The sequence below is a fragment of the Xanthomonas campestris pv. phormiicola genome, assembly GCA_025666215.1.
GTDB classification, from domain to species: domain Bacteria; phylum Pseudomonadota; class Gammaproteobacteria; order Xanthomonadales; family Xanthomonadaceae; genus Xanthomonas_A; species Xanthomonas_A campestris_A.
The window spans coordinates 3,059,650-3,083,567 of record CP102593.1 but is presented as its reverse complement, the minus strand read 5'-3'; the positions used below and the strand labels follow the sequence as shown (position 1 = coordinate 3,083,567).

Here is a 23,918-nt window from a genome sequence, read left to right as displayed (position 1 = left end):
AAGCGCCGGATGAGGGGACGGGCGCAGCCTCGCGCGCCTGAATCCCTCGATGCTTCGCCCGTACCCTCACCCCAACCCCTCTCCCAATGGGAGAGGGGCTCCAATCGATAGGTGATCCGATGAAACTGTGTGGCTTCGAAGTCGGCCTGGACCAGCCGTTGTTCCTGATCGCCGGCCCGTGCGTGATCGAGTCGATGCAGCTGCAGCTGGACGTGGCCGGCAAGCTCAAGGAGATCACCGGCAGGCTGGGGATCAACTTCATCTTCAAGTCGAGCTTCGACAAGGCCAACCGCACCTCCGGCACCAGCTTCCGCGGCCCTGGCCTGGAAGAGGGGCTGAAGGTGCTGGAGGCGGTGAAGAAGCAGATCGGCGTGCCGGTGCTGACCGACGTGCACGAGTACACGCCGATGCACGAGGTGGCGGCGGTGGTCGACGTGCTGCAGACCCCGGCGTTCCTGGTGCGGCAGACCGACTTCATCAGGAACGTCTGCGCTGCCGGCAAGCCGGTCAACATCAAGAAGGGCCAGTTCCTGTCGCCGTGGGACATGAAGCCGGTGGTGGACAAGGCCAAGTCCACCGGCAACGAGCAGATCATGGTCTGCGAGCGCGGCGCCAGCTTCGGCTACAACAACCTGGTCAGCGACATGCGCTCGTTGAGCGTGATGCGCGAGACCGGCTGCCCGGTGGTGTTCGACGCCACCCATTCGGTGCAGTTGCCGGGCGGGCAGGGCAGCACCTCCGGCGGCCAGCGCGAGTTCGTGCCGGTGCTGGCGCGCGCGGCGGTGGCGGTGGGCGTGTCCGGCGTGTTCGCCGAGACCCACCCCGATCCGTCCAAGGCGCTGTCCGATGGCCCCAATGCCTGGCCGCTGGACAAGATGGAAGCGCTGCTGGAGACGCTGATGGCGCTGGACGCGATCACCAAGCGTAGCGGCTTCCTGGAGCACGGGCTGGGTTGATGCGGCGATGGTGCGGGTGCGTCGGGCCCCCGGACGCACCCGTATCGTGCGCAGCGCACGCTCGGTTCGAACGCCGGCAACGGCGCGCGCCGCGCCGGTGCGGCGTGCCGTTCATTTGGCAAGCAGCGGCGCTGCGGCCATAATCCGAGGGTTTCCGGTGTCCCCCTTCTTTCCTGGTAACCGACTGGACCTATGACCACTATCGCCAAGATTCATGCCCGCGAGATTCTCGATTCTCGCGGCAATCCCACGCTCGAAGCGGAAGTCACGCTGGCCGACGGCTCCTTTGGCCGCGCCGCGGTACCGTCGGGCGCTTCCACCGGCACCAAGGAAGCGGTCGAGCTGCGCGATGGCGACAAGACCCGCTACCTGGGCAAGGGCGTGCGCAAGGCGGTGGAGAACGTCAACGCCACCATCGCCACTGCGCTGCAGGGCTTCGACGCGGCCGACCAGCAGGGCCTGGACCGGCGCCTGATCGACCTGGACGGCACCGAGAACAAGGGCCGCCTCGGCGCCAACGCGCTGCTCGGCGTGTCGCTGGCCAACGCGCATGCGGTCGCCGCCTCGCGCAAGCAGGCGCTGTGGCAATACCTGGCCGGCAGCAACACCGCCAACGTGGCGCTGCCGGTGCCGATGATGAACATCATCAACGGCGGCGCGCACGCCGACAACAATGTCGACTTCCAGGAATTCATGGTGCTGCCGGTCGGCGCCGCGTCGTTCTCCGAGGCGCTGCGCGCCGGCACCGAGATCTTCCACGCGCTCAAGGCGGTGCTGAAGGGCCATGGCCTGTCCACCGCGGTCGGCGACGAAGGCGGCTTCGCGCCGGACTTCCGCAGCAACGTGGAAGCGCTGGACACCATCCTCGAGGCGATCGGCAAGGCCGGCTACACCGCCGGCGAAGACGTGCTGCTGGGCCTGGACGTGGCCTCCAGCGAGTTCTACGACAACGGCAAGTACCACCTGGTGGGCGAGGGCAAGCGCCTGACCAGCGAGCAGTTCGTCGACTTCCTCGCCGACTGGGCCGCGCAGTACCCGATCATCAGCATCGAGGACGGCCTGGCCGAGGACGACTGGGCCGGCTGGAAGCTGTTGACCGATCGCCTCGGCAGCAAGGTGCAACTGGTCGGCGACGACCTGTTCGTGACCAACCCGAAGATCTTCAGGCAGGGCATCGAGTCCGGCACCGCCAACGCGATCCTGATCAAGGTCAACCAGATCGGCACCCTGACCGAGACCCTGGAAGCGATCGCCATGGCCGACACCGCCGGCTACGCGGCGATCGTCTCGCACCGTTCCGGCGAGACCGAGGACACCACCATCGCCGACATCGCCGTGGCCACCACCGCCACCCAGATCAAGACCGGCTCGCTGTGCCGCAGCGATCGCGTGGCCAAGTACAACCAGCTGCTGCGGATCGAGGAAGCGCTGGGCAGCGGCGCGCGCTACGCGGGGCGCGGCGCATTCGTCTCGCTCAAGCGGTAAGCCGTGCGCAACTGGCGCTGGCTGCTGCTGGTGCTGGCGGGACTGCTGGCGTGGCTGCAGTACCGTTTCTGGCTCGGTCCGGGCAATTCCGGCGAGGTACTGGTGCTCGAGAGCCAGGTCGAGCACCAGAAGCGCGATAACGAAGGCCTGCAGCAACGCAATGCCGCGCTCGCCGCCGAGGTCAAGGACCTCAAGGACGGCGAGGCGGCGATCGAGGAGCGCGCGCGCAGCGAGCTGGGCATGATCAAGCCGGGCGAGAAGTTCTATCGTGTCGTCGAAGACGCGCCGGTGCCGGTCGCGCCGGCCACCGACGGCACCCCGGCGCAGGCGCCGGCCGCGCCGAGCGAGCAACCCTGATGGCCACGGTCTGGGCCGTGGTGCCGGCCGCCGGCCGCGGCACTCGTTTCGGCAGTCCCGTGCCCAAGCAGTATCTGCAGGCCGGCGGGCAGCCGTTGATCGCGCATGCGCTGCAGTCCCTGCTGGCGCATCCAGCGGTGGCCGGGGCGATGGTCGCGCTCGGTACCGACGATGCCGATTGGCCGGGCTGGAACGAACTGGACGGCAAGCCGGTGCTGACCTGCGTCGGCGGCGCCAGCCGTGCCGGCTCGGTGCTGGCCGCGCTGCAGGCCTTGCCGGACTCGGTCAAGGCGGACGATTTCGTGCTGGTGCACGATGCGGCGCGCCCGAACCTGGCGCTGGCCGATCTGGACCGGCTGCTGGAAACCGGGCGCGGCGATCCGGTCGGCGCGATCCTGGCCGCACCGGTGCGCGACACGCTCAAGCGCGCCGGCGACGACGGCGGCATCGACGCCACCGAGCCGCGCGAGCGCCTGTGGCGCGCGCTGACCCCGCAGTTGTTCCGGCGCCTGCAGCTGACCCGGGCGCTGGAACAGGCCGCGGCCGCCGGGGTCGAGGTCACCGACGATGCGATGGCGATGGAGTTGCTGGGCCTGCGGCCGCTGCTGGTCGAGGGCGCCGAGGACAACTTCAAGGTCACCACCCCGGCCGACCTGGTGCGCTTCGAGTTCGAACTGTTCCTGCGCGCGCGGCAGTCCTGAATCGGCTGTCTTGCGCTGCGGCGTCGCAGCGCGGATGCCTTCCCTTTATTTCCTTTGCGATCCTGCCAGACCCATGCCTGACTTCCCTCCTTTCCGTATCGGCCAGGGCTACGACGTGCACGCCTTCGGCGATGGCGACCACGTGATGCTCGGCGGCGTGCGCGTGCCGCACACGCGCGGCGTGCTGGCGCACAGCGACGGCGACGTGGTGATCCATGCGCTGTGCGACGCGCTGCTCGGCGCGCTGGCGTTGGGCGACATCGGCCAGCATTTCCCGCCCTCGGATGCGCGCTGGAAAGGCGCCGACAGCGCGCAGTTCCTGAGCCATTGCGAGCAGTTGTTGCGCGAGAGCGGCTGGCAGCTCGGCAACGCCGACGTGACCGTGATCTGCGAGCGGCCCAAGGTCGGCCCGCATGCGCTGGCGATGCGCGAACGCCTGGCCGCGCTGCTGCAGGTCGGCGTCGAGCGCGTCAGCGTCAAGGCCACCACCAGCGAGCAGTTGGGGTTCACCGGCCGCGGCGAAGGCATCGCCGCGCAGGCGGCGGTGTTGCTGGTGGCGCTGTGAGCGACTTGCCGCGCGCGTTCGGCGCCGCGCCGTTGCAGGCGCGCATGCGCAGCGTGGCCGAGGATTTCCAGGTCGACGAAATGCCCGCGTTCGAGCCCAGCGGCGAGGGCGAACATCTGCTGCTGACCGTGCGCAAGCGCGGCATGAACACCGCCTTCGCCGCACGCCGCCTGGCGCAGTGGGCCGGCGTGGCGGAGATGGCGATCGGCTACGCGGGCATGAAGGACCGTCACGCGGTCACCACCCAGCGGTTCTCGGTGCACCTGCCCAAGCGCGTGGCGCCGGCGCTGGAGGCGCTGCACAGCGAGGACCTGCAGGTGCTGCAGTCGCAGTGGCACAACCGCAAGCTGCCGCGCGGCGCGCTGGCCGGCAACGGCTTCGTGCTGGTGTTGCGCGAGGTGCGCGGCGAGCGCGCCGCGATCGAGGCGCGGCTGGCGCAGATCGCCGCGCGCGGCATCCCCAACTGGTTCGGCGAACAGCGCTTCGGCCGCGACGGCGGCAACGTCGGCAACGCGCTGGCGATGTTCGACGGGCGCCGGGTGCGGCGCGAGCAGCGCTCGCTGCTGTTGTCGGCGGCGCGCTCGGAACTGTTCAACCGGGTGCTGGCCGCGCGCGTGGCGGCGGGCAGCTGGGACGGCGCGCTGGATGGCGAGGTGTGGCTGCTCGACGGCCGCCGCAGCGTGTTCGGCCCGGAACAGTGGTCCGACGTGTTGGCCGAGCGGCTGCAGCGTTTCGACATCCATCCTTCGGCGCCGTTGTGGGGCGCGGGCGAGTTGCGCAGCGCCGACGCGGCGCGCGCGCTGGAGCTGGCCGCGCTCGCCGATGCGACGTCCGTGCGCTTGCGCGAAGGCCTGGAGCGCGAAGGCCTGAAACAGGAGCGGCGCGCCACGCGGCTGCGCGCGGCCGAGCTGCAATGGCGCTGGCTGGACGCCGACGGCGCCGCGCTGGAGCTGCGCTTCGCGTTGCCGCCGGGCAGCTACGCCACCGCGCTGCTGCACGAGCTGGGCGAGGTCGTCGACGCGGGGCAGGGCGCGCAGGCCGAGCCGGCGGCGCAGGAATGAGCGGCGCGGCGTCAGCGCCGCGCCAGCAACACCAGCATCGCCCCGGTGCCGCCTTGCGTGGGCGGCGCCGAATGGAACGCCAGCACGTCGTTGCGCTGCCGCAGCAGGCGATCGACCAGGTTCTTCAGCAGCGGGATGCCGCCGGACTGCAGGCCCTTGCCGTGCACGATGCGCACGCAGCCGAACTCGTGCGCATGCGCCTCGGCGATGAACTGGCGCAGCAACGCCTCGGCCTGCGCCGCGTTGGCGCCGTGCAGGTCCAGTTCGTCCTGGGCGGAGAACTGGCCGCGGCGCAGGCGCTGGAACACCCGCGCCGGCACGTTCTCGCGGCGGTAGCTGGCCACGTCGCCTGCCTCCAGCGGCGCGCTGTCGCGCAGCAGGCGCTGGAATTCGCTCTGCGCCTCGGCGTCGTCGCGCTCGGCCATGCGCGCGCGCGGTTTCGGCCGCGGCTTGGCATTGGCCGGCGGCGTCGCGTTGAGCGGCGTGACCGCGCCGATCGCCGCGCGGAACAGCGCGGCGGGATCTTCGTCTTCGGGATGCGACATGGCGCACAGCGTAACCCGCCAGTCACGCGGCGCAAGCAGCGCAAGCCGTACATGAGGGCGGAAGGCGAGGGACGCATCCGGTATCATGGTCGGGTAATCCGAGGAGTCCCATGCGCGTACTGGTTTCTAACGACGACGGCGTCGACGCCCCCGGCATCAGGATGCTGGCCGAGCAATTGCGCGGCGCGGGCCACGAAGTGACCGTGGTCGCACCCGATCGCGATCGTTCCGGCGCCAGCAACTCGCTGACCCTGGATCTGCCGATCCGGATCAAGCGCATCGACCCGCACACCTGCAGCGTCGCCGGTACGCCCACCGACTGCGTGCACCTGGCGCTCACCGGCATGCTCGAGGACGAACCGGACATGGTGGTCTCGGGGATCAACAACTCGGCCAACCTGGGCGACGACGTGATCTACTCGGGCACCGTCTCGGCGGCGATGGAAGGCCGCTTCCTGGGCCTGCCGGCGCTGGCGATGTCGCTGGTCACCCACAACCACGACCCCAAGCACTTCCAGACTGCCGCGCGCGCCGCGGTGGAGATCGTGGCGCGGCTGAAGGCCGATCCGCTGCCGGCGGACACCATCCTCAACGTCAACGTGCCGGACCTGCCTTGGGGCGAGATCAAGGGCTTCGAGGTCACCCGGCTCGGCAACCGCCACCGCTCCGAACCGTGCCTGCCGCAGCCCGACCCGCGCGGCGGCACCGTGTACTGGATCGGCCCGGCCGGCCGCGAGCAGGACGCCGGCCCGGGCACCGATTTCCACGCGGTGCGCACCGGCTTCATCTCCATCACCCCGATCCAGGTCGACCTGACCCGCTACCAGGCGCTGGAGACGGTGGCCAGCTGGGTCGGCGGCCTCACCGCCGCGCTGGACAACCCGGCATGACCCCGCGGCTGCGCCTGCAACCGGAAGCGATCGGCATCGGCATGACCTCGCAGCGCGTGCGCGACCGCCTGGTCGAGCGCCTGCGCGAGTCCGGCATCCGCGACGAAGCGGTGCTCAACGCGGTGCGCACGGTGCCGCGGCACCTGTTCATCGACGAAGCGCTGGCCTCGCGCGCCTACGAGGACACCGCGCTGCCGATCGGCCACGGCCAGACCATCTCGCAGCCGTGGGTGGTGGCGCGGATGACCGAAACCGTGCTCGAGGCGGCGCCGAAGAAGGTGCTGGAAGTGGGCACCGGTTCCGGCTACCAGGCCGCGATCCTGGCCGCGCTGGGGCTGGAGGTCTATACCGTGGAGCGCATCGGCGACCTGTTGCGGCAGGCGCGCAAGCGCTTGCGCCAGCTCGGCATGAACGTGCGCAGCAAGCACGACGACGGCCGCATCGGCTGGGCCGAGCACGGCCCCTACGATGCGATCGTGGTCACCGCCGCGGCGCCGGCGCTGGTCGATGCGCTGGTCGAGCAGCTGGCGCCGGGCGGCTGCCTGGTGGCGCCGGTCGGCGGCCCCTCGTCGCAATCGCTGGTGCGCCTGCGCCGCGATGCCGACGGCCGCATCGAACAAGACATCCTGGCGCCGGTGACCTTCGTCCCGCTGCTGTCGGGCATGCTGGATTAATTACCGGAGCTGCGCTGGATGAAGATATTCGGGCCGTTGTACGAACGCGCCATCGGTTGGTCGCGCCACCGCCGCGCGCCGGCGTTCCTGACCGGGCTCAGCTTCGCCGAGGCGATCGTGTTCCCGGTGCCGCCGGAAGTGATGCTGGCGCCGATGTCGCTGGCGCAGCCGCGGCGCGCGCTGTGGTTCGCCACGCTGAGCCTGATGGGCTCGCTGGCCGGCGCGCTGGTCGGCTACATGCTCGGCCACTTCGCCTTCGCCGCGGTGCAGCCGCTGATCGAATGGCTGGGCTGGACGCAGAAGATCGACGCGCAGGTGAGCCACCTGCGCGAGGTGGTCGCCGAGTCGCCGTGGCGTGCGTTCTGGCTGCTGGTGCTGGCCGGTTTCACCCCGATCCCGCTGAAGATATTTACCTGGGCCTCAGGCATCGTGGGAATCCCGCTGCTACCGTTCCTGGCGAGCATGCTGGTCGGCCGCGGCAAGCGCGTGTATCTGGTGGCCGGCGCGATCCGCCTGGGCGGGCCGCGTGCGGAAGCCGCGTTGCGGCGCTGGATCGAACCGCTCGGTTGGGTCGCGATGGCGATCCTGGCGCTGCTGGTGGTGTGGGTCATATGGAGAGCGAAGTACGGATGAGCGTCGATCGGGTGGTGCGCAACGGCCTGCGTTGCAGCGTGTGGTTGCTGGTGGCGGCAGGACTGGGCGCATGCAGCAGCGCCACCGTGGTGCGCACGTCCAATGCGCCGGGCAAGCCCAGCGCGTCGGCGCCGCGTCCATCGGTGCCCAAGCCGGGGGTCAGTGCGACCGTGCGCCGTGGCGACACGCTGTATGCGATCGCCCGCGTCAACAACATCACTCCGCAGGACCTGGCCGCCTGGAACCGGCTGCTGCCGCCGTACACGATCTACCCCGGGCAGTCGCTGAAGCTGTATCCGCCGGGCGGCGGCACGGTCGCGGCGCGGCCCGGCAGCGCCGTGGTGCCGCCGCCGACCGCGTCGGGAACGGCAGCGCGTCCGCCGGCCGCGGCGGCGCCGACCCCGGTCAGCAGCGGCTTCAGCTGGCGCTGGCCGGCCGACGGCGCGGTGGTCAGCCGTTTCGTGGTCGGCGAGACCACCAAGCAGGGCGTGGATATCGCCGGCAGCAACGGCCAGGCGGTGCGCGCCGCCGCCGATGGCGTGGTGGTGTACTCGGGCGCCGGCCTGGTCGGCTACGGCGAACTGATCATCATCAAGCACAACGAGCAATGGCTGTCGGCCTACGGCCACAACCGCAAGCGCCTGGTCAACGAAGGCCAGAACGTGAAGGCCGGCGAGCAGATCGCCGAGATGGGCCACAGCGGCGCCGCACGCGACATGCTGCACTTCGAGATCCGCTACAACGGCAAGCCGGTCGACCCGCTGTTGTATCTGCCGAGCAAGTGAGCGGCGCGCCGGCGATTGGGCGGGTTGCGGCGCAGCGCGCCGTGAGAGTGGTCGGAAGACGACACGCGGCCAGCGCAGGCGGCGGCCGCGACGCTGCTCAGCCTTCGAGCAGGAACCCGACCGCCACGCGCCGGCCTTCGGCGGCCAGCACGTTGTAGGTGCGCGCCGCCGCGGCGTTGTTCATCACTTCGATGCCGATGCCGCGGGTCAGGAACAGGGCCAGTGCGGCGGCGGACGGGAACACCTGGCGCTCGCCGGTGCCCAGGATCACCAGCGCCGGGTTCAGTTCCAGCAGGGGCTGCAGGTGCTGCGGCTGCAGTTCGGCGGCCGCGGGCGCGTCCCACTGCTCGATCAGGGTGTCCGGGGCAAGAATGAAACTGCGGGTGAGCAGGCGGTCGTTCACCTTCGCCTGGCGGCCATCGGCCATGCGCAGGGCATAGGCGTAATCGGGCAGGTCCTGGGTCAGCTGCATGAGGTCACCGGGAAGCGGATCAGCCGCGCGGCAGCACGATCTGGCGGTCTTCCTTGGCCGGGCGGTACAGGATCGCGGTGTGGCCGATGCGCTGCACCAGCACGCTGTGCGATTGCTCGACCAGGCTGGCGATGGACGCGTCGCGGGCCTCGCGGTCGTCGCCGCCGACCTTCACCTTGACCAGTTCGTGGCGCTCCAGCACCTCGTCCAGTTCGGCCAGGAAGGCCGGCGTGATGCCCTTGCCGCCGATCTGCAACAGGGGTTTGAGGTCGTGCGCCAGGCCGCGCAGGAAGCGGTTCTGGGACGGGGTCAGGCTGATCGACATGCAGGCGGGAACGGGGTTGCCAAGGGCGATCAGGGTATCATGGCCGCCCACCACGACCGCGATCCCATGGCAACCCGCAGCAAAAGCAGCCAACGCTGGCTCCGCGAACATTTCGCCGACCCCTTCGTGAAGAAGGCCCAGGCCGAAGGCATGCGTTCGCGTGCCGCCTACAAGCTGGAAGAGCTGCTGCAGCGCGACAGGCTGCTCAAGCCGGACATGCTGGTGGTCGATCTCGGCGCCGCGCCGGGCGGCTGGTCGCAGCAGGTGCGCAAGTCGCTGGGCGAGCGCGGCCGGGTGCTGGCGCTGGACATCCTGGAGATGCCGCCGCTGGCCGGCGTGGAGTTCCTTCACGGCGACTTCAGGGAGGAGGAGGTGCTATCGCAGTTCGAGGCGATGCTCGGCGACAACCGGGTAGACCTTGTGCTGTCGGATATGGCCCCCAATAAAAGCGGCATGGATGCGGTGGACCAGCCGCGGATGATGCATCTGGCCGAATTGGCGATGGCGTTCGCCGATACCCACCTGAAACCGGGCGGGGCGTTCCTGATCAAGCTGTTCCAGGGCGTCGGGTCCGACGACTACATTCGCGAGATGCGGCGCCGCTATGAGAAGGTGTCCATCCGCAAACCGGCCGCATCGCGCAAGCGTTCGCCGGAGGTCTATGTCCTAGGACAGGGCAAGCGCGCCCAGATCAAGTAAGCTGAACCCGTCGCATCACGCATCGAGAAAGAGTTGAAGGGACACCGGAGCCAATGAGGATGAACGACTTGACCAAGAATCTGTTGCTGTGGGTAGTCGTCGCCGTCGTGCTGATGGTGGTGTTCCAGAGCTTCTCGCCACGGCTGGCCGGCGGTCCCGGCAACGACACCGTGACCTATACCCAGTTCCTGAAGGAAGTGGACGGCGGGCGGGTGAAGGCGGTCGACTTCACCGACGATACCGGGCTGTCGGTGACCGCGATCCGCTTCAAGCGCACCGACGGCAGCGAGAGCACCGTGTATGGCCCGCGCGACGACAAGCTGGTCGACGTGCTGTACAGCAAGAACGTGGAGATGACCCGGCAGAAGCCGGCCAACGGCCCGAGCTTCTGGTCGCTGGTGCTGAACTTCCTGCCGGTCATCCTGATCATCGGCTTCTGGCTGTTCATCATGCGCCAGATGCAGGGCGGCGGCGGCGGCGCCAAGGGCGCGATGTCGTTCGGCAAGTCGCGCGCCAAGCTGCAGGGCGAGGACCAGATCAAGATCACCTTCGCCGACGTCGCCGGCTGCGACGAGGCCAAGGAAGAGGTCAGCGAGCTGGTCGACTTCCTGCGCGACCCGACCAAGTTCACCAAGCTCGGCGGCAAGATCCCGCGCGGCGTGCTGATGGTCGGCCCGCCCGGCACCGGCAAGACGCTGCTGGCCAAGGCCATCGCCGGCGAGGCCAAGGTGCCGTTCTTCAGCATCTCCGGTTCCGATTTCGTCGAGATGTTCGTCGGCGTCGGCGCCAGCCGCGTGCGCGACATGTTCGAGCAGGCCAAGAAGCACGCGCCATGCATCATCTTCATCGACGAAATCGATGCGGTCGGTCGTCATCGCGGCGCCGGCCTGGGCGGCGGCCACGACGAGCGCGAGCAGACCCTGAACCAGTTGCTGGTGGAGATGGACGGGTTCGAGGGCGGCGAAGGCGTGATCGTGATCGCCGCGACCAACCGTCCCGACGTGCTCGACCCGGCGCTGCTGCGCCCGGGCCGCTTCGACCGCCAGGTGGTGGTGGGCCTGCCGGACGTGCGCGGCCGCGAGCAGATCCTGAAGGTGCACATGCGCAAGCTGCCGCTGGCCGACGACGTCGAGCCGATGGTGATCGCGCGCGGCACCCCGGGCTTCTCCGGTGCCGACCTGGCCAACCTGTGCAACGAGGCGGCGCTGTTCGCCGCGCGCGAGACGGTCAAGGAGGTCCGCATGGACCACTTCGACCGCGCCCGCGACAAGATCCTGATGGGCTCGGAGCGCCGCTCCATGGCGATGAGCGAGGAAGAGAAGACGCTCACCGCCTACCACGAGGCCGGCCATGCCATCGTCGGCCGCCTGGTGCCGGAGCACGATCCGGTCTACAAGGTCACCATCATCCCGCGCGGGCGTGCGCTGGGCGTGACCATGTACCTGCCGGAAGGCGACAAGTACTCGATCAACCGGGTCGCGATCCAGTCGCAGCTGTGCTCGCTGTACGGCGGCCGCGTCGCCGAGGAGCTGATCTTCGGCACCGACAAGGTCACCACCGGCGCCTCCAACGACATCGAGCGCGCGACCAAGATGGCGCGCAACATGGTCACCAAGTGGGGCCTGTCCGACGAGTTGGGTCCGATCGCCTACGGCGAGGAAGACGACGAGGTGTTCCTGGGCCGCTCGGTGACCCAGCACAAGAGCGTGTCCGACGATACCGCGCGGCGCATCGACGAAGTGGTGCGTTCGATCCTCGACAAGGCGTATGCGAACACCACGCAGATCCTGACCGAGAACCTGGACAAGCTGCACGTGATGGCCAAGCTGCTGCTGGAGTACGAGACCATCGACGTGCCGCAGATCGACGCGATCATGGAAGGCCGCGATCCGCCGCCGCCGATGGGCTGGAACAAGTCCGGCAAGGATGGCGGCAACGACAAGGGCAGTTCGCGGCCGCTGCCGCCGATCGCCGGTCCGGCCGAGCAGCTGTAAGTACCCGCTCGGGGGCACCAGAAAGCCAGGGAGCGATCCCTGGCTTTTTTGTTGCCTGCGCTGTTTCCTGGCGCCGCTGCGCAGACAGCCGTCGTGGCGAACGCGTTGCTCCGGCCGATCTTGCGGACGCATCCGGCTGCCGCATCGTCCTGCGCACTTCGACTGGGCGACAATAGCGCTCCGTTATCACTGTCCGCCGCCCATGCCATCGCCCGCTCGTCCATCGTTGCCGCCGCGTGCCAACGCCGCCGCCGCCACGGCGCTCCGCGCTGCCGTCCCGGTTGCGACCGAAGACACGCGCGGCATTCCCATGCATCGCGGCAACGCTCAGGAGCGCTGCTGATGTTCGAGACCTCGCCGAGCCTGGATTGCGGCGGACGCCGCCTGCTGCTGGATCGTCCACGGGTGATGGGCATCGTCAATGTCACCCCCGATTCGTTTTCCGACGGCGGCGCGCATGCGACGGTGGAAGCGGCCGTCGCGCATGGCCTGCGCCTGGCGGAGGAGGGCGCCGACCTGCTCGACATCGGCGGCGAATCGACCCGCCCCGGCGCCACTCCGGTGCCGGTGGAGGAGGAGTTGCGCCGGGTGATCCCGGTGATCGAGCGGCTGGCGGCGCAGACCGCGCTGCCGCTGAGCGTGGACACCTTCAAGCCGGAGGTGATGCGCGCGGCGGTCGCCGCCGGCGCCGGCATGATCAACGACATCCAGGCCCTGCGCCGGCCCGGCGCGCTGGAGGCGGCGGCGGAGCTGCGGGTGCCGGTGGTGCTGATGCACATGCCCGACGACGCCTACGCCGCCGGCAGCGCGCCGCACTACGACGACGTGGTCGGCGAGGTGCACCGGTTCCTCGCCGAGCGCCTCTTCGCCGCGGAAATGGCCGGCATCGACAAGCGCCACCTGCTGGTCGATCCGGGTTTCGGGTTCGGCAAGGGCACCGCCGACAACCTGCAGTTGCTGGCGCAGCTGGCGCGCCTGGTCGAACTCGGCGTGCCGGTGCTGGCCGGGCTTTCGCGCAAGCGCAGCATCGGCGAACTGACCGGGCGCACCGCGCCGGAGCAGCGCGTGGCCGGTTCGGTGGCGGCGCATCTGCTGGCGGCGCAGCGCGGCGCGCTGCTGCTGCGCGTGCACGACGTCGCCGCCACGGTCGACGCGCTGAAGGTCTGGAATGCGCTGGCGGCGGTGCCATTGCCGCGCCGCGGCGCCGCGCCCGCCGCGCTCCGCTGGCCGGACGAGGACTGATGCCCGCCGACCGGCGCCCGCGCGCCATCGTGCTGATGGGGCCGACCGCGTCGGGCAAGACCGCCGCGGCGATCGCCCTGGCCGAGCGCTACGGCGGCGAGATCGTCAGCGTCGATTCGGCGCTGGTGTACCGCGGCCTGAGCATCGGCGCGGCCAAGCCCGATGCCGCGCAGCTGGCGCGCGTGCCGCACCATCTGCTGGACCTGCGCGATCCGTGGCAACCCTATTCGGCCGCCGAATTCGCGGCTGACGCGCGTGCCGCGCTGGACGCGATCGTCGCCCGCGGCCGCCTGCCGATCCTGGCCGGCGGCACCGGCCTGTATTTCCAGGCGCTGCTGGAGGGCCTGGCGCCGATGCCGCCGGCCGATCCGCAGCTGCGCGCGGCGCTGGCCGCGCGCGCGCAGGCCGAGGGCTGGGCGGCACTGCATGCGCAGCTGCAGCAGGTCGATCCGCTGGCCGCGCGGCGGATCCGGCCCGGCGATGCGCAGCGCATCCAGCGGGCGCTGGAGGTGTTCCAGCTCAGCGGTCGCCCGATCAGCGAATGGCAGGCGCAGCCCGGGCCGGCGCGGCTGCCGTTGCGGGTGCTGAAGCTGGTGCTGGCGCCGGCCGAGCGCGCGCTGCTGCACCGGCGCATCGCGCTGCGCTTCGACACGATGCTGGCGCAGGGCTTTCTCGACGAAGTGCGCGCGCTGCGCGCGTTGCCGGCGCTGCGCCAGGTGGCGCAGCCGTTGGAGCTGCCGGCGGTACGCGCGGTCGGCTACCGCCAGGCCTGGGAACATCTGGACGGCGCCAGCGATGCGGCGACGTTCCGCGATCGCGCCATCGCCGCCACCCGCCAGTTGGCCAAGCGCCAGCTGACCTGGCTGCGCGGGGAGCTGGACGCGCGCTGGTTCGACCCCGAATGCGACGGCGCGCGGCTGGATATCGCCGTCGCGGACTTTCTTGGCTGATTTGGCTACACGCCGCACTGTGCTGGAGCCCGCGGTTGTGTAACATCAACGGTCCGGGCCACGGCAGGGGAGCTGCAGTGCCGTCCCGGGCACATAAAAACAATAAACGGGAGTGAAGCATGTCCAAGGGGCAATCCTTACAGGATCCTTTCCTGAACGCGCTGCGTCGCGAACGGGTACCGGTCTCGGTGTACCTGGTCAACGGCATCAAGCTGCAGGGTACCATCGAGTCCTTCGACCAATTCGTGGTGCTGTTGCGCAACACCGTGAGCCAGATGGTCTACAAACACGCCATTTCCACCGTGGTGCCGGCGCGCAATGTGCGCGTCGGACCGGGCGGTGGCTATGTGCAGCAGAACGAGGGGGGTAGTGCGGACGATGACGAAGTCGAGTAGGTCGCTGGCGAAGACCGGAGCCGCGGGTGTTTGATCGTTCCCGCCGTGGCGAGCATGCGCTGCTGATCCAGCCCTACGCCGGGGGACCGTTGGAGGACGACGTGCTGGAAGAGTTCGCCGACCTGGCGCGCTCGGCCGGCGCCAGCATCGCCGCCACGCTGACCGCGCGCATCGACAAGCCGAGTCCCTCGACGCTGATCGGCAGCGGCAAGCTGGAAGAGGTCAAGGCCGCGGCCGAGGCCAGCGGCGCCGATCTGATCCTGGTCAACCATGCCTTGAGCCCGGGCCAGGAGCGCAACCTGGAGAAGTACCTGGAGCGGCGCGTGATCGACCGCACCGGGCTGATCCTGGACATCTTCGCGCAGCGCGCGCGCAGCCACGAGGGCAAGCTGCAGGTCGAGCTGGCGCAGTTGCGGCACATGGCCACGCGGCTGATCCGCGGCTGGACCCATCTGGAGCGCCAGCGCGGCGGTTCGATCGGTCTGCGCGGTCCTGGCGAAACCCAGCTGGAAACCGACCGCCGGCTGCTGCAGAAGCGGGTCGAACAGCTGCAGAAGCGGCTGGAGAAGGTCGAGGTGCAGCACACCCAGATGCGCCGCGCGCGGGTGCGCAGCGAATTGCCGCGGATCGCGGTGGTCGGCTACACCAATGCCGGCAAGTCGACCCTGTTCAATGCGTTGACCGGCGCGGAGGCCTACGCCGCGGACCAGCTGTTCGCGACGCTGGACCCGACCGTGCGCCGCATCGCGCTGCCCGGTGGCAATGCGATGCTGGCCGACACCGTCGGCTTCGTGCGCAACCTGCCGCACGAACTGGTCGCCGCGTTCCGCTCCACCCTGTCCGAGGCACGCGAGGCCGACTTCCTGCTGCACGTGGTCGATGCCGCCGACCCGTTGCGCGAAGAGCGCATCGCCCAGGTCGACGAAGTGCTGCATGCGGTGGGCGCCGGCGATCTGCCGCAGCTGCTGGTGTTCAACAAGATCGACCGTATCGACGGCGCCGACGTGCGCCACGATGCGCAGGACGGCGTGCCGGACGCCGCGCGCCGCGAGCGGGTCTGGATCTCGGCGCGCGACGAACGCGGCCTGGAACTGCTGCAGGGCGTGCTCGGCCAGCGGCTGGGCCTGCAGCACGTGCAAGGCAGCCTGCGCCTGCCGCCCAGCGCCGGCCGCCTGCGCTCGCAACTGCACCAGCTGCAAGTGGTGCGGGGCGAGCAGGCCGACGAGGACGGCTGGCTGCTGCAGGTGGATATCCCGATCACCGAAGCCGAACGCCTGGCCGCCAGCGCCGACGGCGCGCCGATCCGCGCGCTGCTGCCGCCGCGCGAGGAAGAGGAGTGGCAGCAGCGTTAGCCGCAATGCCGGGTGGTGGCGCTGCATGCCTCGCTTGGTCGTGTTTTTCCTGAGGCGCCTGCCGCTTGCACAGTGTCCTCATCCTAATCAGCGCATCGCCGTTCTTCGCCGCTGCGCGGCGACGATCCTGATGGCGGAGTCCTGCAAGCGCGCCTGCGCCTGACGCACCAGCGCCAGCCCCTGCGCCACGATCGCTGAAGCCACGCCGGGCCGCGCGCCGCGCAAACGCGACAGCCGTGGCGAATTCGGCTACAAAGCGCATTGGTTTCCCGAGCAGCGCCATGAACGTCCCCACCGATCCGGAACTCCTGCAGCTCGCCACTGCGCTCAGCGACCAGTTGCGCACCGGGCGCGAGCGCCTGGTCACCGCCGAGAGCTGCAGCGGCGGCTGGATCGCCAAGGCGATGACCGACATCTCCGGCTCCTCGGACTGGTTCGACTGCGGCATGGTCGCCTACAGCTACGAAGCCAAGCAGGCGCTGCTCGGCGTGCGTCCGCAGACGCTGGAGTACCACGGCGCGGTCAGCCGCGAGACGGTGATCGAGATGGTGTCCGGCGCCTTGGTCAATTCCGGCGCCAGCATCGCGGTGGCGGTCACCGGCATCGCCGGCCCCGGCGGCGGTTCCGCCGACAAGCCGGTCGGCAGCGTGTGGGTGGGTTGGAAGCGGCGCGGCGGTTACGCCAGCGCGCAGTTGTTCCACTTCGACGGCGACCGCGATACGGTGCGCCGGCAGACCGTGGCTGCCGCGTTGCGCGGACTCGGCGCGCTGCTGTGAGCGCCGGCGGACGCTAGATGGCGACCGCGATGTGGGAGGCGCTGAGCACGGTCCGCGACCTGGGGCGATTGCAGGAAATCGCCTCGGTGCTGATCCGCTACGGCTTCGGCGACGTGGTCCGTCGCATCGGCATGGCCGACGTGCTGGAGCGCGCCGGGCGCCTGCTGCACTGGCACAACGCAGAAGAAATGCTGCGCATGTCGGCGCCGCAGCGGGTGCGGCGTGCGCTGCAGGATCTTGGCCCGACCTTCGTCAAGCTCGGCCAGGTGCTGGCCACGCGCGTGGACCTGCTGCCGCCGGACTGGATCGACGAACTCGGCGAACTGCAGAACGCGGCGCCGGCGCTGCCCTACGAACAGATCCTGCCGCAGCTGCTCGAGGCCTTGGGCGAGGCACCGTCGGCGATCTTCGCCCAGGTCGAGGAAGCGCCGCTGGCCGCCGCCTCGCTGGCGCAGACCCACCGCGCCTGGCTGCACGACGGCACCCCGGTAGTGATGAAGGTGCGCCGCCCCGGCATCCGCGACGTGATCGAGGCCGACCTGCGGCTGCTGGCGCGGCTCGCCGAGATCGTCGAAGCGCGCGCGGCCGACCTCAAGCGCTACCACCCGGCGGAGGTGGTGCACCAGTTCACCGTGTCGCTGCGGCGCGAACTGGATTTCGCCGGCGAATGCCGCAACGCCGAGCGCATCGCCGCCAATTTCCAGGGCCACGACGAGATCCTGATCCCGCGCGTGCACTGGCAGTGGACCTGCGAGACCCTCAACGTGCAGGACTTCGTCGCCGGCATCGGCGGGCGCGACCTGGCGGGTGTGGATGCCGCCGGCCTGGACCGCCGCCGACTGGCCCGCGTCGGCGCCGAGATCGTGCTGAAGATGGTGCTCGAGGACGGCTGCTTCCACGCCGATCCGCACCCGGGCAACATCTTCTACCTGCCCGGCGAACGCATCGCGGTGATCGATTTCGGCATGGTCGGGCGCATCTCCGAGCAGCGCCGCTACCAGGTCGTGCAGTTGCTGCACGGCCTGGTCACCCAGGAGGCCGAGGCGGTCACCGACGTGCTGCTGGAATGGACCGACGGCGATGCCGAGATCGACGAGGCGCGGCTGCAACTGGAGATCGCCGGCTTCGTCGACCAGTACCGCGGCGTGCCGTTGAAGGAGCTGCGGGTCGGCGCGATGCTCGGCGACGTCACCGCGATCCTGCGCCAGCACGCGCTGGCGCTGCCGGCCGACCTGGCGCTGATGATCAAGACCTTCCTGACCCTGGAAGGGGTAGGGCGCCAGCTCGATCCGGACTTCGACATGGCCGGCGCCGCCGCGCCGTACCTGGAACGGGTGATGCTGCAGCGCTTCGCCCCGCGTGCGATGGCCAAGCGCGGCCGCCGCACCGTGCTCGGTGCGCTGGAACTGCTCGGCGACCTGCCGCGCGACACCCGCCGGCTGCTGCAGGCGGCGCGGCGCGGGCGCCTGCAGCTCAACGTCGAGACCACGTCGCTGAAGGGCTTCGGCGACCAAGTCAACCGCGCCGCCAACCGGCTGACCATGGGCATCGTCACCGCGGCGCTGATCATCGGCTCCTCGATCGTGATGAACAGCGTCGGCGGGGTCTCCAGCCGCTGGCTGCTGGCGATCGGCGTGGGCGGCTTCATCGGCGCGGCGCTGTCGGGGGTGTGGATCCTGATCTCGATCTGGCGCAGCGGCCGCTGAGCGGAGTGGCGCTGCGCTGCGCCGGCGGAGGAAGGCTGGGACGGCGGACCCACGCAACAGTTGCCCATTTCCGTTTTTAGTAGTATTACTACTAACCATGGAACTGACCGAAACCCAGCAAGCGATCCTCGACCTGATCGCCGAGCGTATCGAGCACGACGGCGCGCCGCCCTCGCAGACCGAGATCGCCCGCGCATTCGGCTTCAAGGGCGTGCGCGCCGCCCAATACCATCTGGAAGCCCTGGAGCAGGCCGGTGCGATCCGCCGCGTGCCGGGCCAGGCGCGCGGCATCCGGTTGGTGAGCGGCGCCGCCGCACCGGCGCCGGCCCCGCAGGTGGACAGTCCCGACATCCTGCGCCTGCCGGTGCTGGGGCGGGTCGCCGCCGGCCTGCCGATCGGTGCGGACATCGGTGCGGACGATTTCGTGGTGCTGGACCGGGTGTTCTTCTCGCCGGCGCCGGACTACCTGCTGAAGGTGCAGGGCGACTCGATGCGCGACGAAGGCATCTTCGACGGCGACCTGATCGGCGTGCACCGTACCCGTGACGCCCGATCCGGGCAGATCGTGGTGGCGCGGATCGACGAGGAGATCACGGTCAAGCTGCTGAAGATCGGCAAGGACCGCATCCGCCTGCTGCCGCGCAACCCGGACTACGCGCCGATCGACGTGCTGCCCGACCAGGATTTCGCCATCGAAGGCCTGTATTGCGGCCTGCTGCGCCCCAACCGTTGATGTTGGAGATTGCACTACCCCGCAGGCCGGATTTTCCCGACCCGCGACATCGCTGTTCGCCGCTGCTGTAGACCTGCCCGGACGAATTATTTTTTCTTTGCCCCGCACTGTCTCAGCCCGTGCGATACCTGGCCGCTAAATTGAACCTACCCCGCAAATCATCCTCACCTCCGAAGGACACCAAAATGGACGAGAACAAGAAGCGCGCGCTCGCTGCCGCCCTGAGCCAGATCGAGAAGCAGTTCGGCAAGGGCTCGGTGATGCGGATGGGCGATCGCATCATCGAGGCCGTCGAGGTGATTCCGACCGGCTCGCTGATGCTGGATATCGCGCTGGGTATCGGCGGCCTGCCGAAGGGCCGCGTGGTCGAGATCTACGGCCCGGAATCCTCGGGCAAGACCACGCTGACCCTGCAGGCCATCGCCGAGTGCCAGAAGAAGGGTGGTACCGCGGCCTTCATCGATGCCGAGCATGCGCTGGACCCGATCTATGCCGGCAAGCTCGGCGTCAACGTCGACGAACTGCTGCTGTCGCAGCCGGATACCGGCGAGCAGGCGCTGGAAATCGCCGACATGCTGGTGCGTTCGGGCTCGGTCGACATCGTGGTGGTCGACTCGGTCGCCGCGCTGACCCCGAAGGCCGAAATCGAAGGCGAGATGGGCGATCAGCTGCCGGGCCTGCAGGCCCGCCTGATGAGCCAGGCGCTGCGCAAGCTGACCGGCAACATCAAGCGCTCCAACACGCTGGTGGTGTTCATCAACCAGCTGCGCATGAAGATCGGCGTGATGATGCCGGGCCAGAGCCCGGAAGTGACCACCGGCGGCAACGCGTTGAAGTTCTACGCCTCGGTGCGCCTGGACATCCGCCGCATCGGCGCGATCAAGAAGGGCGACGAGATCATCGGCAACCAGACCAAGATCAAGGTGGTCAAGAACAAGCTGGCGCCGCCGTTCAAGCAGGTCATCACCGAGATCCTGTACGGCGAGGGCATCAGCCGCGAAGGCGAGCTGATCGACATGGGCGTGGAAGCCAAGCTGGTCGAGAAGGCCGGTGCCTGGTACAGCTACGGCAGCGAGCGCATCGGTCAGGGCAAGGACAATTCGCGCCAGTACCTGCGCGACAACCCGCAGGTGGCGGCGAAGCTGGAAAGCGAGCTGCGCGAGAAGTTCCAGCCGACGGAAATCGCGCCGAGCGCGGCCGAAGCCGAGGACGCCGACGCAGACGCCGAGGCGTGATGGTCTTCTGCCGGGGGAGCGGTGGAGTCAGTGCCGCTCGTCTCCCTCGGCAGTCTTGAGCAAGCCAGGAGGGCAGGTGCCAGGGACGGCACATTGATGATCGTGGCGGTGAGCCTGCATGGGTGAAGACGAACAAGCACAGCAACCGCGCCGGCGGCGCCGGCAGCCGGAACAGACGCCGTTGCAGCGGGCCTTGGGCCTGCTGGTGCGCCGCGAACATTCGCGCAAGGAACTGACCCGCAAATTGCGGGCGCGCGGCGTGGAGCCGGATGCCGCCGCCGCCGCGGTGGAGCGCCTGGCGGGCGAAGGCTGGCAGGACGATGGCCGCTTCGCCGAACTGCTGGTGCGCAGCCGGGCCAATACCGGCTATGGACCCTTGCATATTCGCGCCGAACTGGGCACCCACGGCCTGGACAGCGAGGCTATCGCCACGGCGATGGCCGCATTCGACGGCGACTGGAGCGAAAACGCCCGCGATCTGGTGCAGCGACGCTTCGGCGTGGCCGGACCGGTGGACCTGGCACAGCGGCGCAAGGCCGCCGATCTGCTGGCGCGGCGCGGTTTCGATGGCGACAGCATCCGCGCGGCCACGCGCTACGAGCCGGAGGACTGAGCGGGCCGGGCCTGCTAACCTTGGCGGATTGTCTTGTCCGGTTTCCGCACGCCCTTATCTTGAGGGAGTACGCCCGGAAACCCGTCCGCTCGTCTATAGCCAGCCCATGAACGCACCCGCCAAATTCTCCACCTCCCAGATCCGCAGCGACTTCCTCGAGTTCTTCAACGGGAAGGGCCACACCATCGTTCCGTCCGCGCCGCTGGTGCCGGGCAACGATCCGACGCTGTTGTTCACCAATTCCGGCATGGTGCAGTTCAAGGACGTGTTCCTCGGCGCCGAGAAGCGCAGCTATGTGCGTGCGGCCGACGTGCAGCGCTGCCTGCGCGCCGGCGGCAAGCACAACGACCTGGATGCGGTCGGCTATACCGCGCGCCATCACACCTTCTTCGAAATGCTGGGCAACTGGTCGTTCGGCGACTACTTCAAGAAAGAGGCGATCGCCTGGGCCTGGGAACTGCTGACCCAGGTCTGGAAGCTGCCCGCCGAACGCCTGCTGGTCACCGTCTACCACACCGACGAGCAGGCCTACGAGCTGTGGCGCGACATGATCGGGGTGCCGCCGGAGCGGATCGTGCGCATCGGCGACAACAAGGGTGCGCCGTACGCCTCGGACAACTTCTGGCAGATGGCCGACACCGGCCCCTGCGGCCCGTGCACCGAGATCTTCTACGACCACGGTGCGCATATCGCCGGCGGTCCTCCGGGCTCGCCGGAGGAGGACGGCGACCGCTTCATCGAGATCTGGAACCTGGTGTTCATGCAGTTCGACCGCCAGCCCGACGGCACCCTGGTGCCGCTGCCGGCGCCGTGCGTGGATACCGGCATGGGCCTGGAGCGCCTGGCCGCGATCCTGCAGCACGTGCACAGCAACTACGAGATCGACCTGTTCCAGACCCTGATCCGCCACGCCTCCGAGCTGACCGGCATGGCCGACCTGGAGAACAAGTCGCTGCGCGTGATCGCCGACCACATCCGCGCCTGCGCGTTCCTGATCGTCGATGGCGTGCTGCCGTCCAACGAAGGCCGTGGCTACGTGCTGCGCCGGATCATCCGCCGCGCCCTGCGCCATGGCTGGATGCTCGGCGTGCGCCAGCCGTTCTTCCACAAGATGGCGGCCACCCTGTCCGAGCTGATGGGCGAGGCCTATCCGGAACTGCCGGCGGCGCTGTCCACCGTGCAGCGGGCGCTGCAGGCCGAAGAGGAGCGCTTTGCCGAGACCCTCGACGCCGGCATGAAGATCTTCGACGAGATCGCCAGCCGCGCCAGCGGCACGATCCCCGGCGCGGACGCGTTCCGCCTGTACGACACCTATGGTTTCCCGGTGGACCTCACCGCGGACATCGCCCGCGAGCGCGGCATGGACGTGGACATGGCCGGCTTCGACAGCGCGATGGAGCGCCAGCGCGAGACCGCGCGCGCGGCCGGCAAGTTCGGCGGCGGCACCACGTTGCCGGCCGATCTGGTGGCGCAGCTGGTTCCTACCGTGTTCCTGGGCTACGACGCGCTGCAGGCCGACTCGCTGAAGGTGGTTGCGCTGTTGAAGGACGGGCGCCCGGTCGAGTCGATCGAGGCCGGCGATGCGGCGATCGTGCTGCTCGATCGCACCCCGTTCTACGCCGAATCCGGCGGCCAGGTCGGCGACCTGGGCCAGTTGAGCGCGGACGGCGTGCTGTTCCAGGTCGAGGAGACGCAGAAGTTCGCCGGCCAGTTCCATGGCCACGTCGGCCGCCTGCGCAGCGGTCGCCTGCAGATCGGCGCCACGCTGTCGGCGCAGGTCGACGGCGACCGCCGCGGCGCCACCATCCTCAACCATTCCGCCACGCACCTGCTGCACGCCGCGTTGCGCGAGGTGCTCGGCACCCATGTGCAGCAGAAGGGGTCGCTGGTCGCGCCGGACCGGCTGCGCTTCGATTTCTCGCACTTCCAGCCCATGAGCGCCGAGGAACTGGCGGTGATCGAGCGCAAGGTCAACGCGCAGGTGCGCGCCAACCACGCGGTCGAGGTGCACCACATGGGCATGCAGGAAGCGCTGGACTTCGGCGCGATGGCGCTGTTCGGCGAGAAATACGGCGAACGCGTGCGCGTGCTGAAGATGGGCGACTATTCCACCGAGCTGTGCGGCGGCACGCATGTGTCGCGTACCGGCGATATCGGCCTGTTCAAGATCACCAGCGAGGGCGGCGTGTCGGCCGGCGTGCGCCGGATCGAGGCGGTGACCGGGCAGGGCGCCCTGGACCATGTGGTGGCGGAAGAAGCCAAGCTGCGCGAGGCGGCCGAACTGGTCGGCGGCAGCGCCGGCGACGTGGTCGACAAGATCCGCCAGCTGGGTGACAGGCACAAGCGCCTGGAGCGCGAACTGGAGGCGCTGAAGGCCAAGCTGGCCTCCGGCGCCACCGCCGACCTGGCCGCCGCGGCGGTCGAGGTGGCCGGGGTGAAGGTGCTCGCCGTACGCCTGGAAGGCTTCGATGCCAAGGCCTTGCGCGATGCGATGGACCGCCTGAAGCAGCAATTGGGCGACAGCGTGATCGTGCTGGCCGGCGCCAGCGAGGGCAAGGCGGCCCTGGTCGCCGGGGTGAACGGCAGCCCAATGGGCCGGGTCAAGGCCGGGGAACTGTTGAGCCATATCGCCGGTCAGATTTCGGGCAAGGGCGGCGGCCGCCCGGACCTCGCCCAGGGTGGTGGCGAGGACGGGCCCGCCCTTGCCCTTGCGCTTGAGGGCGTGTCTGCCTGGGTCAAGCAACATCTCCCCTGAACACGAACTCGCGCCGCCT

Annotated in this window: 25 protein-coding genes; 22 read left to right on the top strand and 3 right to left on the bottom strand. The window is 69.4% G+C overall.

All coding sequences use genetic code 11. The features are described from left to right. The first annotated feature begins 119 nt into the window (after positions 1-119). The 6 genes from kdsA to truD all read left to right on the top strand — a co-directional run bounded on the left by kdsA (position 120) and on the right by truD (position 5,125). Positions 120-956, top strand: a complete 837-nt coding sequence (gene kdsA / locus NRY95_12770) for a 3-deoxy-8-phosphooctulonate synthase (protein UYC14616.1) — start codon at positions 120-122, stop codon at positions 954-956. 192 nt (positions 957-1,148) lie between these two features. Continuing rightward, positions 1,149-2,441 carry a phosphopyruvate hydratase gene (gene eno / locus NRY95_12765; protein ID UYC14615.1) on the top strand — a complete coding sequence of 431 codons (1,293 nt, stop codon included), beginning with the start codon at positions 1,149-1,151 and terminating at the stop codon, positions 2,439-2,441. A gap of 3 nt (positions 2,442-2,444) precedes the next feature. Further along, entirely contained in the window at positions 2,445-2,798 is a 354-nt protein-coding gene (gene ftsB, locus NRY95_12760) for a cell division protein FtsB (GenBank protein ID UYC14614.1), read from the top strand. Next, positions 2,795-3,499 carry a 2-C-methyl-D-erythritol 4-phosphate cytidylyltransferase gene (gene ispD / locus NRY95_12755; GenBank protein ID UYC18583.1) on the top strand — a complete coding sequence of 235 codons (705 nt, stop codon included), beginning with the start codon at positions 2,795-2,797 and terminating at the stop codon, positions 3,497-3,499. The genes ftsB and ispD overlap by 4 nt, the downstream gene beginning before the upstream one ends. A gap of 73 nt (positions 3,500-3,572) precedes the next feature. Next, positions 3,573-4,064 (top strand): 2-C-methyl-D-erythritol 2,4-cyclodiphosphate synthase, encoded by a 492-nt coding sequence (gene ispF, locus NRY95_12750; protein UYC14613.1) that lies wholly within the window; start codon positions 3,573-3,575, stop codon positions 4,062-4,064. Beyond that, positions 4,061-5,125 carry a tRNA pseudouridine(13) synthase TruD gene (gene truD, locus NRY95_12745; GenBank protein UYC14612.1) on the top strand — a complete coding sequence of 355 codons (1,065 nt, stop codon included), beginning with the start codon at positions 4,061-4,063 and terminating at the stop codon, positions 5,123-5,125. Before ispF ends, truD begins: the two co-directional genes overlap by 4 nt. A gap of 11 nt (positions 5,126-5,136) precedes the next feature. Here truD and NRY95_12740 read toward each other — a convergent pair whose 3' ends face one another. Continuing rightward, entirely contained in the window at positions 5,137-5,670 is a 534-nt protein-coding gene (locus tag NRY95_12740) for a Smr/MutS family protein (GenBank protein UYC14611.1), read from the bottom strand. Between the two features lie 110 nt (positions 5,671-5,780). Here NRY95_12740 and surE point away from each other — a divergent pair, with 110 nt between their 5' ends. Genes surE through NRY95_12720 form a run of 4 tightly spaced genes read left to right on the top strand, consistent with a single transcriptional unit; the run spans position 5,781 to position 8,652 of the window. Continuing rightward, the gene (gene surE, locus NRY95_12735; GenBank protein ID UYC14610.1) at positions 5,781-6,560 is read left to right on the top strand and encodes a 5'/3'-nucleotidase SurE; all 780 of its coding nucleotides are present in this window, start codon (positions 5,781-5,783) and stop codon (positions 6,558-6,560) included. Continuing rightward, positions 6,557-7,234, top strand: a complete 678-nt coding sequence (locus NRY95_12730) for a protein-L-isoaspartate(D-aspartate) O-methyltransferase (GenBank protein UYC14609.1) — start codon at positions 6,557-6,559, stop codon at positions 7,232-7,234. Before surE ends, NRY95_12730 begins: the two co-directional genes overlap by 4 nt. A gap of 18 nt (positions 7,235-7,252) precedes the next feature. Next, complete coding sequence (locus NRY95_12725; GenBank protein UYC14608.1) at positions 7,253-7,867, top strand: DedA family protein; 615 nt, start codon at positions 7,253-7,255, stop codon at positions 7,865-7,867. Next, positions 7,846-8,652 carry a peptidoglycan DD-metalloendopeptidase family protein gene (locus NRY95_12720; GenBank protein ID UYC14607.1) on the top strand — a complete coding sequence of 269 codons (807 nt, stop codon included), beginning with the start codon at positions 7,846-7,848 and terminating at the stop codon, positions 8,650-8,652. Before NRY95_12725 ends, NRY95_12720 begins: the two co-directional genes overlap by 22 nt. A 97-nt stretch (positions 8,653-8,749) precedes the next feature. On the opposite strand, the gene NRY95_12715 is transcribed toward NRY95_12720, so the two are convergent. Both NRY95_12715 and yhbY read right to left on the bottom strand, forming a co-directional pair. Continuing rightward, complete coding sequence (locus tag NRY95_12715; protein UYC14606.1) at positions 8,750-9,124, bottom strand: Mth938-like domain-containing protein; 375 nt, start codon at positions 9,122-9,124, stop codon at positions 8,750-8,752. Between the two features lie 19 nt (positions 9,125-9,143). Further along, positions 9,144-9,449 (bottom strand): ribosome assembly RNA-binding protein YhbY, encoded by a 306-nt coding sequence (gene yhbY, locus NRY95_12710; GenBank protein ID UYC14605.1) that lies wholly within the window; start codon positions 9,447-9,449, stop codon positions 9,144-9,146. A gap of 66 nt (positions 9,450-9,515) precedes the next feature. Between yhbY and rlmE the strand changes: the two genes are divergently transcribed. The 12 genes from rlmE to alaS all read left to right on the top strand — a co-directional run bounded on the left by rlmE (position 9,516) and on the right by alaS (position 23,899). Further along, entirely contained in the window at positions 9,516-10,148 is a 633-nt protein-coding gene (gene rlmE, locus NRY95_12705) for a 23S rRNA (uridine(2552)-2'-O)-methyltransferase RlmE (protein UYC18582.1), read from the top strand. 59 nt (positions 10,149-10,207) lie between these two features. Then, positions 10,208-12,142, top strand: a complete 1,935-nt coding sequence (ftsH, locus tag NRY95_12700) for an ATP-dependent zinc metalloprotease FtsH (protein UYC14604.1) — start codon at positions 10,208-10,210, stop codon at positions 12,140-12,142. Between the two features lie 342 nt (positions 12,143-12,484). Then, positions 12,485-13,384, top strand: a complete 900-nt coding sequence (folP, locus tag NRY95_12695) for a dihydropteroate synthase (GenBank protein UYC14603.1) — start codon at positions 12,485-12,487, stop codon at positions 13,382-13,384. After that, positions 13,384-14,334, top strand: a complete 951-nt coding sequence (gene miaA, locus NRY95_12690; GenBank protein ID UYC14602.1) for a tRNA (adenosine(37)-N6)-dimethylallyltransferase MiaA — start codon at positions 13,384-13,386, stop codon at positions 14,332-14,334. The genes folP and miaA overlap by 1 nt, the downstream gene beginning before the upstream one ends. Positions 14,335-14,453: 119 nt before the next feature. After that, positions 14,454-14,729, top strand: coding sequence for an RNA chaperone Hfq (gene hfq, locus NRY95_12685; protein ID UYC14601.1), 276 nt, complete (start codon positions 14,454-14,456; stop codon positions 14,727-14,729). A 26-nt stretch (positions 14,730-14,755) separates the two neighbouring features. Next, positions 14,756-16,081: a GTPase HflX gene (hflX, locus tag NRY95_12680; protein ID UYC14600.1), complete on the top strand. Its 1,326-nt coding sequence runs from the start codon at positions 14,756-14,758 to the stop codon at positions 16,079-16,081. Between the two features lie 281 nt (positions 16,082-16,362). Continuing rightward, positions 16,363-16,857 (top strand): CinA family protein, encoded by a 495-nt coding sequence (locus NRY95_12675; GenBank protein UYC14599.1) that lies wholly within the window; start codon positions 16,363-16,365, stop codon positions 16,855-16,857. 29 nt (positions 16,858-16,886) lie between these two features. Further along, positions 16,887-18,563 carry an AarF/UbiB family protein gene (locus NRY95_12670; protein ID UYC18581.1) on the top strand — a complete coding sequence of 559 codons (1,677 nt, stop codon included), beginning with the start codon at positions 16,887-16,889 and terminating at the stop codon, positions 18,561-18,563. 97 nt (positions 18,564-18,660) lie between these two features. After that, positions 18,661-19,296 carry a transcriptional repressor LexA gene (lexA, locus tag NRY95_12665; GenBank protein UYC14598.1) on the top strand — a complete coding sequence of 212 codons (636 nt, stop codon included), beginning with the start codon at positions 18,661-18,663 and terminating at the stop codon, positions 19,294-19,296. Positions 19,297-19,481: 185 nt separating this feature from the next. Next, complete coding sequence (recA, locus tag NRY95_12660) at positions 19,482-20,531, top strand: recombinase RecA (GenBank protein UYC14597.1); 1,050 nt, start codon at positions 19,482-19,484, stop codon at positions 20,529-20,531. A gap of 118 nt (positions 20,532-20,649) precedes the next feature. Further along, entirely contained in the window at positions 20,650-21,144 is a 495-nt protein-coding gene (gene recX, locus NRY95_12655) for a recombination regulator RecX (protein UYC14596.1), read from the top strand. Positions 21,145-21,250: 106 nt separating this feature from the next. Then, complete coding sequence (alaS, locus tag NRY95_12650; protein ID UYC14595.1) at positions 21,251-23,899, top strand: alanine--tRNA ligase; 2,649 nt, start codon at positions 21,251-21,253, stop codon at positions 23,897-23,899. Positions 23,900-23,918 lie beyond the last annotated feature (19 nt).

Coding starts and splice junctions, on each gene's coding strand:
- kdsA (UYC14616.1), top strand. CDS start 120: ATGAAACTGTGTGGCTTCGAAGTCGGCCTGGACCAGCCGTTGTTCCTG.
- eno (UYC14615.1), top strand. CDS start 1,149: ATGACCACTATCGCCAAGATTCATGCCCGCGAGATTCTCGATTCTCGC.
- ispF (UYC14613.1), top strand. CDS start 3,573: ATGCCTGACTTCCCTCCTTTCCGTATCGGCCAGGGCTACGACGTGCAC.
- NRY95_12740 (UYC14611.1), bottom strand. CDS start 5,670: ATGTCGCATCCCGAAGACGAAGATCCCGCCGCGCTGTTCCGCGCGGCG.
- surE (UYC14610.1), top strand. CDS start 5,781: ATGCGCGTACTGGTTTCTAACGACGACGGCGTCGACGCCCCCGGCATC.
- NRY95_12730 (UYC14609.1), top strand. CDS start 6,557: ATGACCCCGCGGCTGCGCCTGCAACCGGAAGCGATCGGCATCGGCATG.
- NRY95_12725 (UYC14608.1), top strand. CDS start 7,253: ATGAAGATATTCGGGCCGTTGTACGAACGCGCCATCGGTTGGTCGCGC.
- NRY95_12720 (UYC14607.1), top strand. CDS start 7,846: ATGGAGAGCGAAGTACGGATGAGCGTCGATCGGGTGGTGCGCAACGGC.
- NRY95_12715 (UYC14606.1), bottom strand. CDS start 9,124: ATGCAGCTGACCCAGGACCTGCCCGATTACGCCTATGCCCTGCGCATG.
- yhbY (UYC14605.1), bottom strand. CDS start 9,449: ATGTCGATCAGCCTGACCCCGTCCCAGAACCGCTTCCTGCGCGGCCTG.
- rlmE (UYC18582.1), top strand. CDS start 9,516: ATGGCAACCCGCAGCAAAAGCAGCCAACGCTGGCTCCGCGAACATTTC.
- ftsH (UYC14604.1), top strand. CDS start 10,208: ATGAACGACTTGACCAAGAATCTGTTGCTGTGGGTAGTCGTCGCCGTC.
- folP (UYC14603.1), top strand. CDS start 12,485: ATGTTCGAGACCTCGCCGAGCCTGGATTGCGGCGGACGCCGCCTGCTG.
- miaA (UYC14602.1), top strand. CDS start 13,384: ATGCCCGCCGACCGGCGCCCGCGCGCCATCGTGCTGATGGGGCCGACC.
- hfq (UYC14601.1), top strand. CDS start 14,454: ATGTCCAAGGGGCAATCCTTACAGGATCCTTTCCTGAACGCGCTGCGT.
- NRY95_12675 (UYC14599.1), top strand. CDS start 16,363: ATGAACGTCCCCACCGATCCGGAACTCCTGCAGCTCGCCACTGCGCTC.
- NRY95_12670 (UYC18581.1), top strand. CDS start 16,887: ATGTGGGAGGCGCTGAGCACGGTCCGCGACCTGGGGCGATTGCAGGAA.
- lexA (UYC14598.1), top strand. CDS start 18,661: ATGGAACTGACCGAAACCCAGCAAGCGATCCTCGACCTGATCGCCGAG.
- recA (UYC14597.1), top strand. CDS start 19,482: ATGGACGAGAACAAGAAGCGCGCGCTCGCTGCCGCCCTGAGCCAGATC.
- recX (UYC14596.1), top strand. CDS start 20,650: ATGGGTGAAGACGAACAAGCACAGCAACCGCGCCGGCGGCGCCGGCAG.
- alaS (UYC14595.1), top strand. CDS start 21,251: ATGAACGCACCCGCCAAATTCTCCACCTCCCAGATCCGCAGCGACTTC.